2 protein-coding genes are annotated in these 18,083 nt (G+C 55.4%); both read right to left on the bottom strand.

Annotated elements, in window-relative coordinates:
• Nucleotides 1–6: 6 nt before the first annotated feature.
• On the bottom strand, nt 7–1,122 hold the full coding sequence (locus EKO24_RS20645) for a MupA/Atu3671 family FMN-dependent luciferase-like monooxygenase (protein WP_143733272.1): 1,116 nt from the start codon (nt 1,120–1,122) through the stop codon (nt 7–9).
• An 11-nt stretch (nt 1,123–1,133) separates the two neighbouring features.
• Nucleotides 1,134–17,996, bottom strand: coding sequence for an SDR family NAD(P)-dependent oxidoreductase (locus EKO24_RS20640; RefSeq protein ID WP_127030104.1), 16,863 nt, complete (start codon nt 17,994–17,996; stop codon nt 1,134–1,136).
• Between the last annotated feature and the right edge of the window lie 87 nt (nt 17,997–18,083).

Here is an 18,083-nt window from a genome sequence, read left to right as displayed (position 1 = left end):
TTTTTCCTAAAGATAAGCTGAGACCAGCTTTTTCAAATGCGGCAGCGAAGACTTCACCATCGCGTAATCCACGCCGAAATCGACAAGGCAGGCGATATCGTTAACACCGACTTGAATCGCATGATCGACAACCTGTTTGGCTTCTTCAACGGTTCCGAACAAGGCCGCGGTTTTTGAATAACGATGGTAAGCGTACTCCAGCATTTTGGCTTTTTCCGCTTCGCCAATATCGTTAACGCCTTTACTGCTGCCCAGTCCCGACGCCACGTGCGCATCGAGAAAACTTTTAATGTATTCCGTAAACGGCTTTTTGATCGCGTTTTCGACCGTCTGTTTATTTTCATGAATAAAGGTATGCAGCATCAGCGAGATAATGCCTGTTTGCGGATCGTAACCGGCTTGCTCGCGCGCCTGGCGGTATAACGCAAATTTCTTGCCCATCGCGTCCAGGTCGGCCCCGGAAAGCATCGTAAAAACATTGTATCCCTGTTTGCCCGCATAAATATAAGCCGCATCGCTTTGCACCGCGAGCAGCCAAACATTCAGTTCCGGCTGTAGCGGACGCGGATAAACCCGAATCGGGATTTCCTCGCCCTGAGGCCCGATGAAATTGACGCTTTCGCCGCGCCAAAGCTTCTGCACGACAGGAATACGCTGATGGCAAACATCGCGGCGGTTTTCGTAGGTGCCTGGGGACAACACAAAATCCTTAATCTGCCAACCGGAGCCGAAACCCAAATCGATCCGGCCGTTGGATAAAATATCGTTGATCGCCCAGGCTTCGACGACCTCCACCGGATGATGCAGTGGCAACGAAATTCCCGCGGTGCGAAAGCGAATGCGCTCGGTTTGCGGAATCAGGTAGGACGCGACAATCGCGGCATTCGCAAAAACCGAACCGTATTCAAAAAAGTGCCGCTCCGGCAGGTAAATCGCGGTGAAGCCTTCACGGTCGCCGAACAACGTCACATCTCGGGTGAATTCGTACTTTTCCCGATCCGCGATGTCTTTGCGAACGTCCGAGAAGAACAGAAAGCTGAACGAAACAGGCGGCCGAAACGCAGACTGCCCGGAACTCATGGGTTGGGAATCAAGCCCCAACAGTTGTTCGATAGATTTCATCGCCGATGCTCCTAAACTTCAGTCAATTCGGCCGTTTGCTCCAGGTATTCCGACAGCGCCTGGATCGACGGAAAATCAATAAGCCATTTGGGCTGGATTTCCCGCCCCAATTTCTTTTCCAAGCGAATCGCCAACTGCACACCGAACACCGAATCCATGCCGTAATTTTGGAAAGCTTCGCAGTCATCCATGTCTTTCAACTTCAATAATTCCGAAGCCGTTTCTCTAATGGCTTCCTTCAAATACGACAATTTGTCTTGGCCGGTTTCCAGGTTATCAACACAGGCTTCTTCCTGGGTAAAAGCGGCTACCGGTGCATCGATTTGCTGAACCGTGGGCTCCATATTTTGCTGTTGGAAAAGCAGGCGGTGAATACGCTGAAGTAAAACAGGCTCCAGCCGTTCGATCTGATCAAAATCGATTGCCGCGGCCAATTCCTCCACGGGCGTCGGCTTGCCTTGCAGAACCTGTTGCTCCCAAGCGCTGACTCTGGCTTCCCAAAGCAAAGCTTCGGCATCTTGTTCCGATACCGGGCTTGTCTGTATATCCATAAGCTGCGCCGTCCTTTTAATATCCCGGATCGCCCAGATCCCCAGCATATCCTGCCGTTGCGAAGAACTACGCTCAAGCAGCGGGAAAGCAGCGTCAATAGTAATCAGGTCAAAGCCGTCGGCATCGATTTTTTGCCGGCGGTTTTTATCCTTACAAGCATGAACCGGATCGGAAGTCCACGGTCCCCAACACAGCGATACCGCATTCCCCGCACGTTTGCCTTGATCCTTCAAACGATTCCGATAGCCGGCAAACTGGTTCAGGAAGGCGCAAGCATAGCTGTAGCCGGCCGAACCCCGTATCCCGAACGCGACGATGGACGAAAACAGCATGAAAAACGCCAGTGGCTCGTCCGCGGTCAGCTCATCCAGGTGCAAGGTCGCACGGGTTTTGATTGCGCCCATTTGCTGAAAAGACGTCCAATCCATTCCCGCGATAAGACCGCCCTCGACGGTATTGGCCAAGTGGAAGACGCCGTGTATCGGTCCGACCTGACGTTTGACCGCCGCATAAGTTTGCTGTAACGCGGCCCGGTCGGTCGCATCGACGGCATAGTAATGCACCGTTGCGCCCAGCGCTTCGAGTTTACTGCATTGCTGCTGCCGTTGCGGGCCGTAATCGCTTGCCGATAAAATCACCAACGTGCTCTGGTAGCGTTTAGCCAACTCGGTGCAGAGTTCTTCCCCGATCAAGCCCAAACCGCCGAGCAACAAATAGGTTTTCCGGGGTTGAAAAACCGAGGCCGCCGTATTGTCGAAAGACGCTTTTACCCTGTGTTTGAGCTGCCGCCCTGCCCCGCCATAACGGATTTCAGGGAAAGCCCGGCTATGGAAAATTTGCGCGCTGTCGGCCGAAGCGTTTTGCTGTCCGGTATTGCCGTCGGCCAACCATTCCCGAACCAGCAATTGCAACCCGGTAACTTCGAGCCCGCGGTCGTAGCAGCCGATTAATGTCCAACTGTGCAGCGGATTCTCCATCATCGCCGTGCCGATTAAGCCTGAAAGCGCCTCACAATCCAAACGCGGCGCGGCCGAACTGCATTGATACAGGTAATAAAGCCGGATCGGCTGTTCCCAGGCTTTTCTCATCAGCAAGCGGCTCAAATGATACACTGCGGAAATATCGACGGCCGCGGGTTGATCGGCCGGGTCAAGATCGCTAGCCGGTCCTAAAAACAGCACCGCATCGGGAATAATCAACGGCTGATTTAGCGCGATGTCCCGGGCATTTAACAACTGCACATTCAACGGCGAAGACAAGCCGGCGGCCTGTTGCAACTGACGCAACAGTTCCGTGAAAGCCATGTTATCGCTTTCGTGCGTATAAACGGCCCAAATAGTCTTGCCCGCATAGCGGTTAAGCCCGGCTTTCCAATCCACTGTCCCGGCAACAGGACTGTCCACCCATTGCTCTTGCACAAACAGCCATTCCTTTGCAGGAACCGGCTCTGCCGCGATAACACCGGTTTCTTCCGCTGCAACGGCTGCGCAGGCTCGCTGAACCGTCTTCGCCCGCCCTACCCAGTATTTTTCCCTGGCAAAAGGATAGGTAGGCAGCGACAGGGTTTGATGGCCTCCGGAAAACAGACGATCAAAGTCCGGCGCATAGTCCTGAACGTAAAGATCGGCAACGGTATCGAGGCAGTCGATGTAAGCGTCGTCGGTTGGGTTATGCAGGCATTTTTCAATGCACTCATTGCCGAGACGCTTTAACGCGGCCTGTTCCCTGCCTCTCTGCTCCTGCATTTCCGCGACATGGACCTGACGCAGACTTTTACCGTCCAGCCATTTGTCCAGCAGGCCCAGCAAACTCTCCAGAGAGTCCGCGACACAAGCCCAGCGATGCGGCCAATGCTTTCTCTTCATCAACAGGGTGTAACTAAGATTGCCCAAATCGACAGGCTCGCCGGATTTATCCGCTTCAGTGCAGAATTCAAGCAGGTTTTTTGCCTGCTGCGCCAGCCGATCCGGGCTGCGTGCGGACAACACGATCAACCAAGCCGGTTTTTCGCTGTGGCGATGCCTGCTTACAGGGGCTTCTTCAATGACCATATGCGCATTGGTGCCGCCAAAGCCGAAAGAACTTAATGCGGCCCTTCTGGGAGCGTTATTGTCGGTGTGCCAATCCTGCAAGCGGGTGTTGACGTAGAAAGGACTGTCTTTAAAACGGATCTCAGGATTCGCCTGCCGGAAATGCAGCGACGCCGGAATTTTTTTGTGCTTCATCGCCAGCAATATCTTAAACATCCCGGCGACGCCTGCGGCCGGTCCGGCATGGCCGATATTGGTTTTTACCGAGCCTAGCGCGCAATAGCCTTGCTTGTCCGTGTAAGCGCGGAAAGATCGGTTCAATGCACTGATTTCAATCGGATCGCCCAGTTTCGTGCCGGTGCCGTGCGCCTCGACCATCTGAATATCGGCCGGATCGATGCGAAAACGCTCGTAAACATGGCGTTCCAAACGTTCTTGAGATTTGGCGCTCGGCGCTGTAATGCCGTTGGTGCTGCCATCCTGGTTAATGCCGCTGCCGCGAATAATGCCGTGAATATGGTCGCCGTCCGCTATCGCATCGCTCAAGCGTTTTAACGCCACTACGCCCACGCCTTCGCCGGGGATAAAGCCGTCCGCTTTTTCATCGAAGCTGTGACAGCGGCCGGTCGGAGACAACATGCCCGCATGAGTTCCGGTTCGGTAGAAGCTGGGAGTGCACATCAGCGATACCGATCCGGCCAGCGCAAGATCGATTTCCCGAGTCCACAACGTTTGGCAAGCCTGGTGAATAGCGACCAGCGAGCCGGAACAGGCGGTATCCACAGTAACGGCCGGACCTTTGATATTCAGGTAATACGAAATGCGGGACGGAATAACCGCCGCCGAATTCCCCCAAAACGCCTGTGCCGGCGCGCTGTCTTTATCGAACAAGTGGGCGTAATCCGAGCCGCCGTAGCCGACGAATACGCCGTATTGTTTTTCATCGGCGCTGTCGACCGCATAACCGGCATCTTCCAGCGCGCTCCACGCGGCTTCCAGGAACAGTCGCTGTTGCGGGTCCATATAAGTCGCTTCGGCGCCGGAAATTTTGAAAAATAACGGATCGAAGCGGTCGATGTCGTCGATAAAGCCGCCGTCGGTGCAAAAATCCGGGTCTTCCAATACGCTTTGCGGAAAGAATGCGGACAAATCCCAACGAGAGGCCTTGCGCACCAAATCTTTCCCGGCCGCCAGGTTTTTCCAGAATTCATTCAAGTCCGGCGACTGCGCGAAACGGCCGCTGATGCCGACAATAGCAATAGGTTCTTTAACCAAAACCCCGTCTGCCTGTTTAGGCGCGCTTCGTTCAGGTTTCGGACAGTCGAACTTAAGGTCCTTTAAACCGATTTGCTGCGCTTTTTCAACGCGATGCGAAGGAAACGCCAACGATTCTTTATGGCCAAAGGCCATAAGTTTCGTTTGAGCGGGCGAGCCGCTCAACTCAGCTTTATAGGTCTCGGCGATATAATCGCTCAGCTTCAGCACCGAGTTATAATCGAAGATCGCCACGGTTTCCAAATCGATGTTCAGGCGGTTGTTAACCGTCCGTATAAAGTTGATGCCCAACAGGGAATCCAGCCCGTAATCGGCGAAGGACTCGTCCATCGCGATGTCGTCAAGTTCCATTTGCAACGCATCGGCCAACTGTTCCTTGAGCACTTCGGCGATGAAATCCTCCAATATCCACTCTGTTATTTCGCTGGGTTCTATTGTGTTTTTGATATTAACAGCCGACGCCCCTTCCCTGCTGTTGTTGGCAACGATGATTTGCTGGCCGAAAACGTGTTCCTCCCGAGCCGGAAAGTCCACCGATTCAAAACCGGTTTCCGTCAAAATCCGCGACCAGCTTTCGGGATAAAGGCCCGGAATGCCGGGGATTCTCAGCTCGGCGTCGTCGTACAGCCACCAGCCTTCAAGCAGGCCGAAAGTCAGGTGTACGAACACCGATTTGCCGCTCATTTCGTTGATCAGCAATACGCCGCCGGGCCGTAACGCGGAACGCGCATGGGCCAAAGTGCGCCCGATGTTGCCGGTCGCATGCAACACGTTGGTCGCAATGGCAAAATCGAAACGGCCGGTCGGCACATCCTGTTCGCTTAAGGGCCGGTCTATATCCAGCAACCGGGTCGATAAATAAGGGTTGCCCGGCGCATAATGTCTTTTCGCATGGTTCAGAAAAGCTTTCGACAGATCGGTGTAGCAGTAGTCCGTAATCGCATGCTTGAACATTTGCAATTCTTTTAACAGCCCCCGGGTTGTCCCCCCGGTGCCTGCGCCGATTTCCAGGATACTGATTTTAGCCTGCGGATTTTCCTGCAAACGCGCCTGAATCGCTGCAATCAACGCATCGGTCAACACCTCGTTGAAATAGTCGGAAATCAAGTTGCTTTGGTAAATGCCCTCGACCAATTCCATGCCGCCATTCGGAAACATGATGTCCGTCGCCGTTTTTTGTCCGCTCAAGATAGCGGGCAATCCCCGCATACAAGCTTCGACCAAGTTAACCTGCGCGCGCTGATTGGGATTTTCCAGCCATTGCGTTTTTTCGCCGTCCCATTGCCGCCAAAGCGCATCCAGCTTGGCATTGTTTTTATTCAGCGAAAACAACTTTCCCTCGCGCCGGCACAGGTATTCCCTGTCGATCAGCGACTGAATGCTTTCGTCGAGCCAGCGCTGGTAGAACGCCGGGATCCTGCCGGCATTGCCCGGCAACTTGTCGGCTAGTTCCGCGATCGACAATACCGCAACCTCGCCGCTTTGTTCTTGCCCATCGATTCGATAAATAATACCGATCTCGTCAAGGCTTGCCCAAAGCAGGTTGAACAACAGTGCTTCCATTTTTAGATTTTGCAGATCGTTTTTCTGTGCCCGCAGTTGCGCTAGAAGCGCACTTTTACGTGTTTGCGCAGCTTGGCTGCCCTGCCGCGGGCCATACTCCGTTTTGCTAAAAACATAAGTCGGCAAATGCACGCGCCTGACTTGCTTGCCGGCGTATGCGGCCGCCCAATCGACGTCACGGCCCGAGCACCAGCGTTGCGCCGTCTCTTCGTCGGGATCGCCGGCCGTTTGCGCCGGGCTGTCCTTGCCCGTTTGCCAACAGCCTGCGATGGCCTGTTCGCCATTCAGGAAAGCGGCCATTTTCCGCGTCAGTTCGGTAAACGTGCGCGCGGAAAAAACAACCCGGCAGCGCATCGCTTCCCGGCCCGTTTGCAAGGTATAAGCCACTTCCTCCAGCGTAACAGCCCTGCTTAGCGAGCCGTCTTCCAAGCCTTCGGCAAAAGCCTGAACCAAGCTGCGCAGGCTGCTTTCGGTTTTCGCCGACAGCGGTATCAGCCTGATTTTTTCGCCGCTTTCGATGTTGCTTGCCGGCGGCGTTGAAGGCACATGCTCCCTGACTACCAGATGGATATTAGTGCCGCTATGGCCGAAAGAATTGATCGCCGCCATACGCGGCTTTCCTGGCTGCGGCTGCCAGTCGGCGATTTCGGCATTGATATAGAAAGGCGAATTTGCAAACTCGATCAACGAATTAAGCCGGTTGAAATGCAATAGCGCCGGGAGTTTTCGATGGCGCATCGACAACAAGGTTTTGATCAGGCCGATAACGCCCGCCGCTGCGGAAGTATGGCCGATATGCGCTTTCGCGCTGCCCACCGCGCAATACGCCTGCTTGTCGGTCAACGGCTTGAACGCCCTGACCAAGGCATTGGCTTCGACCGGATCGCCGAGCTTGGTGCCGGTGCCGTGGGCTTCGATATAACCGATAGCCGCCGGGTCGATATTAAACTTCCGGTAAACGTCGGCTATCAACTGTTCCTGGGCTAAACCGTTGGGCGCGGTAATGCCGTTGCTGGCGCCGTCCTGGTTGATGCCGGATGCGCAAATCACGCCGTCGATGCTGTCGCCGTCGGCAATCGCATCTTGCAGGCGTTTCAATACCACCATGCCGATGCCTTCGGAGATAATCGTGCCGTCGGCCGACGCGTCGAAAGTCGCACAAGCGCCGCGCGAAGACAGCATATCCGCCGCCGACAGGTTGACCAACGCATCCTGGTTCATGCAGGCGTTAACGCCGCCGGCCAGCGCAAGGTCGGACTCGCCGTTGCGCAAGCTTTCGCAAGCCAAATGAATAGCAACACCGGAAGAGGAACAGCCGGTATTAACCACCAGCGCCGGGCCGCTCAAATTCAAATGATAAGACAGCCGCGATGCAATCAACGCATCGGAAGAGCCGGTAAAACTGCCGTGAAAATAGCCGGTCGGCTCGGCGCCGATAAAAATAGCGGTTTTGGAGCCGGAAAGAGCGGCCGGATCGTAACCGGCATCTTCCAGCGCTTTCCAGCCTTCCTGCATGACCAGGCGCTGATGCGGATTCATCGAGTGGGCTTCGCGCGGAGACAAACCGAAGAACTGCGGATCGAAGCAATTCCTTTCCGCCAAAATGCCGCCCGATTTGCAATAGCTCTTGCCCGCTTGCTTGATCGCACTGAAATAATTGGCCTGGTCCAGATACTGCGCCGGGTATTCTTCAACACCGTCAAGCCCTTGAACCAGGTTGTTCCAAAACGCTTCCACATTCTCCGCGCGTGGGAATTTACCGGACATGCCGATCACCGCAATATCGGCCGTTGCCGGAGCCACTGGCGGCCGGCAAGTTTGCTCAGGCATCGGCGCGGCTGCTTGCTGCGTGCCGGGCTCATGATCATCTTGCCGCGCTCCGGCTTGGGCCCCGATCTCGTCGCGGTAGCGCTTTATCAGGTAGTTGCCAAGACGCGCCAATGACGAATACTCGAAAATAATTGCCGTATTCAAACGGATATGCAAACGTTGATTAAGCTGGTTGACAAACCTGACGCCCAAAATCGAATCCATCCCGTATTCGGCAAAAGCAAGGTTATGATCGATTTTTTCCAGCGGCGCTTTTAGCGTGTTTGCAAAGCTGTCCGTTAGCGTGTCCCTGATATATTGATCCATATCGCTTATCTTGTTAACAGCGGCTTGCACCGGCTCTTGTTGCCGGTAATTCATCAGCTCCAGTACCGCCGGCGAAGGTTTAAGGCAAAGCGCCTGCGACAGCGGTTCTTGCTGCTGCAACGCAAAAACAAATTTTTCGAAACAGTCTGCGCCTTCCCGGTCGTCCAGGCAGGCAAAGTTTTGCGGGACAGCATCGGGAGGCAACGAAGATTTCCAGAAGCCCCAATTAATCGTGCCGACAGGAAACGCGGCCTGCTTGCGCAAAGCCTGCACCCAAGCGTCCTGAAAAGTGATGCCGCTCGCATAGGCCGAATGCTTGGCCGCGCCGGAAAAGGCATACGCTTGTCCTGAAGAAAAATAACACATGAAATCCAACGGCTCATGTTCCAGCGCGGTATAAAAATAAATGCCGCCCTTGGTTTTTACTTCCAGAATTTGCCTGAACACGGTCTCCGTGGTTTTATCGACGGAGTTTTCGGCGTCAAACACCAACGCCGAATAAATCGCGCCGTGAATGGCCGGATATTCCGCCTTGACGTCGGCAACGGCTTGCCGCATCGACTCCCGGCTGGTCGCATCGGCCTGGATATACGCAGGCTGTTCGGCAAATTCCGAAAAGGCATTCAGCGCTTGCTGTACTTTTACAGAATCTTTGCCGCTGCGTCCCAGCCAAATAACCCGCGCTTTATATTGTTTAATCAGGTGCCGGGTTATCGCTTGACCTATCGTGCCGCTACCGCCCAGTATCAAGTAAACGCCGCGCTGCCTGATCGGCGACAAGCCGGTTTCGGGCCAGGTCAGCGGGTGAAACTCTTGCCGGTAACGGACGTCGGCCCGGATTTTTACGACCTCGCCCCGATTCGACGCCGGTTCGCGCACGATCAGCGGAAGCAAATGTTGCGGCTGCGCCAGGTCGTGGCAACACAGGTCGATATTTCTCAATGCAAATAAATGATTTCCCTGCGCGATTGCGTAAGCCAAGCCGGTAAGGCCGGCCCCTTGAGGCCGAACCGATTCATTATCCAGCGCATAGTTGTCCAGGGTCAGGATATAGGTATCGATAGTGCGTTGATTACGTGTTGTTAGATATTTAACCAGCCTCAGCAATTGGATTTCGTTGCTTTCCTGGCTATCGGCCAAATGCGCGACGTCGGCGTTACTGCCGTCCAGCGACAGGAAATACAGGCAATCGATATTGCCCGCGCCCTGCAAGCAAGCCGCAAAACCCGATTCGTCTTTTATATCGCACAGCCATTCGTTGGCCGATAAGCGTCTTGATTCATCGGCCAAGCGAATCGAAAGCACTTCGGCATCGCGGTGGTAATCCGCGATGGCTTGTTGCAGATCAATCGAGAATTCGTTGCCAACGATCAGCACCGTTTGATGGCAAACCGGCTCGCCTTGCGCTATGTCGGCCTGTGCTGCCCATTTGGCCGCAAAAGCGATGCCCGGATCGTTGCTCGGCACATCGGACTGCCGATGCCCGGTTTTTACTTCCGCAACATTTGCCGTTGACCGTTGCGCTTGCTGTTCATGCCAGTAACGCTCTTTCAGAAAAGGGTAAGTCGGCAGACTGATACGATAAGGACGCGATTCAGCACCATACAGGCGGCTCCAATCGATATTGAAGCCCAGCACCCACAGTTCCAGCAACTTTGAGTATTTGTTTTTGCCAATCCAGGCCTCGATCATCGCGGCGGTATCTTCATCGGCCCGAAATACGCCGATCGATTCGTTTTTTGCAGGCGATAAATAGACGCCTGCCAACTCGCCGTCGGCCTGCGCCAGAAACGCATCCAGCTTTTGTTCGAGCTCCTGCATCGACGAGGCCGTAAAGCCCAGGCGCGCGTCCATCGGCTCCCGTCCAAGCTGCAAGGTATAAGCCAGATTGAGCAAGTTAAAGCCCCGGCTTCCTTGCTCAAGCGCTGTGTTGCGAATTTTCTGCAATAAGCGCTCGGCAACGATACGCAGACGATTTTGGGTTTTGGCGGAAAGCACAATGATAGCGGGCTGCGCCGATGCCGTTTGCGCGGCCGGGTCTTGTCCGGCCGGGATGTACTCTTCAACAATCGCATGGGCGTTAGCGCCGCCGGCTCCGAACGAGGAGATGCCCGCGACTCTGGGGCCGCCCGACTGCGGACGCGGCCACGGCGTCAGCCGCTGTTGCACCGCAAAAGGCGTACCGGCAAATTCAATAGCCGGGTTGGTCGTTGCGCTGTGCAGGGACGGCGCCAATTGTTGATGCTTCAATTGCAGCAATACTTTGGTCAGGCCGGCAATACCGGCCGCGCTTTCGCAGTGGCCGATGTTCGATTTGATCGAACCGATTGCGCAAGCCTGTTGGGTGCCGGCAATGTCCGGCGGCGCTTGTCCGAACGCCGTTGCCAAGGCTTTGATTTCAATCGGGTCGCCCAGCGCGGTCCCGGTGCCGTGAGCTTCGATATAACTGATATCGGCCGCTGAAACGCCGGCCCTTTGCAGCGCGTCGCCGACCATCGCGGCCTGTGCTTTCGGATTCGGCACCGTATAACCGTTGGTTTTGCCGCCGGCATTGATCGCGCTGCCTTTCAGCACGCCGTAGATATTGTCCCGGTCCGCTACCGCTTGCGCCAAGGGTTTAAGAATGACGGCGCCTACGCCTTCCGCGGCAATAAAGCCGTCCGCCCCGGCCCCGAACGACTTGCATTCGGGACCCGATGACAGCATGCCCAATTCGGTCAGTCCGGTAAAATGGGCGGGGTCCAAAATCAGGTTCACGCCGCCGACAACCGCGCGTTTGCTGGTGCCGCAATACAAACTTTCCAGCGCGACATGAAGCGCGGTCAGCGAAGCCGAACACGCGGTATCCACCGCCATGCTCGGCCCTTGAAAGTCGAACTGGTAGGAAATGCGGTTCGCAATCGAAAAATGGGACGACCTGCCCCGGTAGCTTGAGTTCATCGCGCCGACAAAAACCCCGGTTTTGCGGTCGTCGCCGAAATTTTCCGGGGTATAGCCCGCATCCTGTAACGCTTCGTAAGCACATTGCAAAAAGAGCCGCTCCTGCGGGTCCATGACTTCGGCTTCATACGGCGAAATATGGAAAAACAGCGGATCGAATTTGTCCACGTCCCGGATAAAACCGCCCCATCGGGTATACATTTTCCCGGCTTTGCCTTTTTCGGGATCGAAATAATCCTGCCAATCCCAACGCTCGGCCGGAATCTCGCCAACGCAATTGCTCCCGGTTTTAAGTTGTCGCCAAAGCTGGCCCACATCGTCGGCTTGCGGGTAACGGCCGCTCAAGCCGATCACCGCGACATCGAATACATGCAACCCCTGACGTTCGCGGACAGCGCCGGCTGCGTCGGTAAACCGCGAAGTCTTCGCCGAAGCCGGCACGCTTAGGCCAAAACGGTTGGGTTTGCTTTTCTGACGTAGCGGTATTTGTTCGACAGGCCGGTCCTGCAAGCCCGTCAGTTGCATCAAAACGTCTTTTTGCGTGTCCAGGAAATGCTCGACCAACGCGTCGATAGTCCGGACTTCGAAAAACAGCGTATTGCTTATTTTCTTGAAATCCTTGCGCAAATCGTTAGCCAACTGCACCACCAAAATGGAATCGATGCCGTAGATTTCCAGGGGCTTGGAGGAATCGATCCGGCGCGGGCTCATTTTTAAAGTACGCGCGACCTGTTCCTTAAGATAATCGGTGCTTTTTTCGCGCAGCAAGGATTCGTTGACGGCAGCGGTATTGACCGCTTTCAGTTCGCTTTCAACTTGGCTATCCGCCGGTTTTTCCGTTATGTCCGCAGCCAAAGGCGCGCGGCTCTGGCGCACAATGCCGTCGCTTTGCGCCGCGATAATTTGCAGCCCTAAAGATCGCGCATGCTCGACCGGCAAGCTTACCGGTGAAAAACCTTCTTCCGCCAAGATTTCCACCCAGGTTTCAGGATACAAGCCGGGACTGCCCAAGATCCGCAACGGCGCGTCTTGATACAACCACCACCCTTCGAGCAATCCGAAGGTCAGATGCGACAGCAGCGAATGTTGGCTAAGCTCGTTTAGCAGCAAGATACCGTTTGTATGCAAAGCTGCTTTCGCATTGCGCAAGGTGTTGCGTATGTCTTTGGTCGCATGCAGGACATTGGCCGCGATAACAAAATCGTAACGGTCCGGCGCAACGCCAATCTCCTCGCCGCTTTGTTCGGCAAGAGGTTTTTCCACGTTAAAAATGCGGGTGGAAAGGAACGGACAGCCCGGCGCGTAATGCTCCTGGGCATGCAGCAGGAAAGCCTTGGATAGATCGGTATAGCAATACTCGTCAATGGCCTCCGCAAACGGCTGCAACTTAGGCAAAAGAGTGGCGGTGGTGCCGCCGGTACCGGCGCCGATTTCGAGAATGCGCAGTTTCGGAACAGGCTGACCGGTCGAGGCGGCAACGCTTAAGCGTTGCTGGATCGCCGCGACCAGGAAATCCGCAAGCGCCTGTTGGAAATAATCCGACACAAGGTTGCCGCGATAAATACCTTCGACCAATTCCATTGAGGCGTTAGGGAACATCACATCGGTTGCGGCGGCCTTGCCGGTCAAAATGTCGGGCAGCGCACGCACGCAAGCCTCTACCAAGATAATTACGGCCTTCAGGTTGGGATTTTCTATCCAGCCCGCTTTTGCCGCTTCCCATTGCCGCCACAGGCTGTCAAGCGTCTCGTGCTGTCCGTTCGCTGTGTCGAGTAGACGCAGACTTTCCTGCAACCAGCGCTGCAAGTAACCCGGCAGCGAGCGTTTGCCGTCGCGTAAAGCCAAAGATTGCAGCGTCGCGTCCAGCAATCTCAGCAACAATGCATCCAACTCGTCGTTTTTTGCTTCCTGCTCCAATCGACGCCACTCCACTTGGGCATGAGGCAGTTGATCTTGCGTTTGATAAAAGCGCTGTTGGACTTCGTCCAGGATAGCCGGAATTTGCCGAGGATAGGACGTAATGTCTTCCGTGCCGCAGGCTTTCGCCACGACCTCGGGCGTCAATGCCTTGAACGGAGCCAGTTGGCGGAAAGATGAAGCCATAAATTTTTCGAGAATATCCATGCCTTCTTGCGGCTCGATGGAATCGTCGCCAGCCTCTTTCCTGCGCTCCCGGTAAGCCACGTCGTTAACGATGCCTATCGAACCCCAATAGCCCCAATTGATCACTTTAACCGCAGGCTTATGATAACTGCTGCCGTTGCTGAACGTATAAGGCCATTGCTGCGCAAGTTTTAACGCAAAAGCGTCCTTGAACGTGCAGCCGGCCGCGTAATTGCTCTGCCCCGGCGCTTTGGCAAACGCTTGCATTGAGGAAAAAAACAGCACGAAATCCAGCGGCTCCTTACGGAAAACCTGGGCAATACAGACGCTGACGTCCACTTTAGCCGATAACGATTCCTTAAAACCTTGTTCGTCCATCCGCGCCAAACTCAGGTCGTTGAGCACGATGGCGGAATGGACCACGCCATGGATTTTCGGATGGATGCTTTTAATCTCGCGGCAGGCTTGTTCCAGCGCGGTTAAATCGCGTGCATCCGCGCTAATGTAAGTCACGTTGGCGGGCATCGGCAACGCATCCAGTTGTTCCTGAATAAACGGGTCTTTGTCGCGGCGGCCTATCCAAACGATTTTGGCCCGATGGCGTTCGATCATGAACCGGCTCCAGACTTCGCCTATGCCCCCTGCTCCGCCGATGACGACGTAAACGCCGCCGTCCCGGTACAGCGCCGGCGTATTGGCATCCGTTTGCAACAGATGAACTCGAATCAAGGCTTGCCGGAACCATTCGGGTTCGCGGCTTGCGTTACGGCCGCCGCGATAGGCAAGCCCCTGGCCGTTCGGCTCCACCGGCAACGCAAACAGCGTGCGCAGAGGCCAATCTTGTTCGGGGTCCAGATCCAGCAAGCGGATTTTCCAATGCGGGTATTCCTTGGCCAAGCTGCCTGCCAGACCGTGAATACCTGCGTGCGTGGGATCGGTTACGTCCAGTTCCGTCACCTGTTGGGTTTTAAAGGTCAGCAGCGTCCATTCCAGTTCCTGCTCATCGTAGCCCGCCGCAAGCAAGGCTTTTATAATCCTGAACAAGAACAGCACGCCCCGGTTTTGCGCCTGGATCATGCGGCTGTCCGGCTGCCAGTCCGTTGCCGCGCTTCCCGGCGCAACAAAGACCAGATGATCGAAAACCTCGGCTTTTAACTGTTGGCTGATCTTGTCTATAGAATCGGCGGGATTAAGCGGCAAACTTGCAGCCAGCGGATAAATTTGCCGAATAGCCTGCATTTCCAACTCGGTAGCGCCGATAACCAATAAAGGGCAGTTGTAATCCGGCGCAAGCCCCGCGTGTTCGCCGGCAGGAACAGCATTCCAAACCGGCATCAGCGCATGAAGCGGTAACGCCGGTTGGGGCAAACGAATGTCGTCGATTTTCCTTTCGGCCAGTAGTCTTGACGATAAGCCCCTGATGCTGACGCAGACCTTGCCGCGTTCATCGCAGAGGTCTATATCCAGTTTTTGCACCTTATCGGGCGACAAGCCGCCGGACGAAAAACGCAACCATGCGAACATGCGTTGTTCGCACTCGCCGAGAATTTCCAGTTGCTCCAATGCGAAAGGCAAGCTGGGTTGCAGGGCATCGGCACCAATGCCGGCGACCAAACCGATAGCGGCCTGAATCGCTGCGTCCATCAGCGTCGGATGCAGGCCGTAGGCCGATTGTTCACTGTCCGACAGCGCCGGCGGCAGGACCAATTCGGCCAGCGCTTGCCCTTCGCCAACTGCCACGGTACGAATGCCTTGCAAGCGTTCGCCGTGATGAACCCCGGCCGAACGTATGTATCGATAGCAGGTTTCGGCATCGAGTTCGCGGGGCATCTGTAGGCGCAGGCCCGGAATATCCAGCGTCAACGCGGACTGCGTTGCCAAAGATTCCGGTATTTGCGCTGTTCCTTCGGCATGAACGGCAACGGTTTCCGGTTCGCCGCCGTTTTTTGTATAAATTTCATAACGAATCCGGCTATCCGCCTGTTCGTATAATCGGCAGTGAACTTCCCGCGCTTGATCGATATAAATGGGCTGAATCCAGGCAACGTCTGTGAACAGGATGCGGGTTTCGCTGCCGGTTTTACGGCCGCTAGCGGCTAGCACCGCCGCCCTGGCCATTTCCAGGTAAACCACGCCGGGCAATACCTTTTGCAATATTTGCTCTTCGCCGCGAACCCGATGGTCGGCCAGAAAGAACTCGTCGCCTGTAAACAGCGAGGTATAGCGCTGTTCGGATAAATCCGAGGTATTCCGGTGCAGCAGCGGATGCAGGCGCTCACTATGTCCGCATGCGCCGGGATCCTTTTCCGCGCCATGAAGCCAATAACGCTGTTCCGCAAACGGGTAACTCGGCAAGGCGATGCGCCGGGGTGTGCGATCCGGGTACAGTTGCAGCCAATCAAGCGCTATTCCCTGCTTGTAAAAACCGGCCAGCGATTCAAAGATGCGCATAACCTGGCTTGATTCTGTTGCCCGCTGGGCTAGGCTGCGCAAGTCCTGTTCGACCGACTTTTTCGCCTCCCTGACGGCGGCAGGCTGTTGCACCAGCTCGACCGTATTGACGCCCTGTTTTTGCAATTGCGATAGCCGTTTTTTTAATTCCTCGACATTACGCGCCACGATAGCTTCCCGGTAAGCAAAATGGCTTCTACCCGCCTGTAGCGTGTAAGCGACATCGGCCAACGAGAACGCCTCATCGTGCCGGTGCGCGTCCAGCCACTGTTCTAAATCCTGAACGCGTTGCGCCAATGCTTCCGGCGTTTTTGCCGACAGCACGACCAGGTAAGGTAAATGCCCGCTCGCCGATGCGGCGGCCGTGTTTCGTAGCGGCGGCTCTTCAACCACCACATGGGCGTTGGTGCCACTCATCCCGAACGCGCTGACTCCCGCCCGAAGCGGACGCCCGGCGATGCGCGGCCAATCCTGCAATTGGGTATTGACGTAAAAAGGGCTGCCGGCAAAGGCGATATGCTCGTTGGCTTGGTTGAAATGCAACGAAGGCACCAGCTTTTGCTGCTGCAAGCACAGCAAAACCTTGATCAAGCCCATCAAGCCGGCGGCTTCCAGCGCATGTCCGATATTGGTTTTGATCGAACCGATCGCGCACTGGCGCTCAGCCACCCGGTAGTCGGCAAAGGCGTCCGTTAACGCATGCACTTCGATAGGATCGCCCAATTTGGTGCCGGTACCGTGCGCTTCGATATAATTGATCGTATTCGGGTCGATGCGGAAATTTTGGTAAATATCCCGCAGCAACGCGGTTTGCGCCGGGCCGCTGGGCGCGGTCAGGCCGTTGGTCTTGCCGTCGTGATTGACTCCGTAGCCGCGAATGACGCCATGGATAGGATCGCCGTCGCGCAACGCATCGCCCAGCCGCTTCAAAATAACGACGCCGACGGCTTCGCCGGGAACGATGCCGTTCGCGTCCTTGTCGAAACTACGGCATTTTCCGTCGGGAGAAATCATCCCAACCTTGTCCATCGTGGTATGCGCTATTTGCGTGCTCATCAGCGAAATGCCGCCGACCAAGCCTATTTCGGAACTGCCGCTGCGCAGCCGTTCGCAGGCCATCACCAATGCGGTCAACGACGATGAACAGGCGGTGTTGAACACGATGCTCGGACCGCGCAGATTGAAAAAATATGAAATGCGGGCGGCTATTGCCGAAACGCTACGGCCCGTTAGCGAGTGGGGATTGATGTCGCTAGTGGAGGTTTCGCTTAAATAATCGCCTTGAGTGCAACCGATAAAAACGCAGCAGGACTTTTGATTCAAGGACTCCGCGGAATAACCGGCATCTTCAAACGCTTTCCAGCTTTCCTGCAACAACAAGCGCTGCTGCGGGTCCATTTGCTCGGCTTCTTTAGGAGAAATTTCAAAAAACAGCGGATCGAAGCAGTCGATATCGGTTAAAAAAGCGCCCCACTTTTTCCCGCGGCCGGTCCGGCCTTCCCCGTCGTCTTGCGCCCAGCGCGACAGCGGGACTTCGCCGACCGCATCCTTGCCCGCGCTCAGCATCGTCCACATTTGTTGCAGATTTTGAGCGCCCGGAATCCGCACCGACATGCCGATCACGGCAATCTCCGGCGCTGCCGGCCCTTCGGTCGTAGCGGAATGCTCGGCATCGGCAAGCGGCACTTTTACAGCGGCGTCCGCTTTTAAAGCCTCGGCGTCAAGTTCGGCTTGTTCCAGTTCGCGGTAAAGCTTAAGACCCGCTTCAGGAGTCAATTGCCGGCTTTTTACCTGCTGCAAAATTTCTGCTTTTGAGATGCTCATATTCCTTAGACCTTAGATATTCTAAAATTTTCCGACCTGTAAACCCGCTGCCGTAGGGCGTGCCGTGCGCGCCTTCTTCGGTGCTTT

Origin of the sequence: Candidatus Methylobacter oryzae, assembly GCF_003994235.2 — a bacterium.
Taxonomy (GTDB): Bacteria; Pseudomonadota; Gammaproteobacteria; order Methylococcales; family Methylomonadaceae; genus Methylobacter_A; species Methylobacter_A oryzae.
This window is presented reverse-complemented; position numbering and strand designations above follow the sequence as displayed.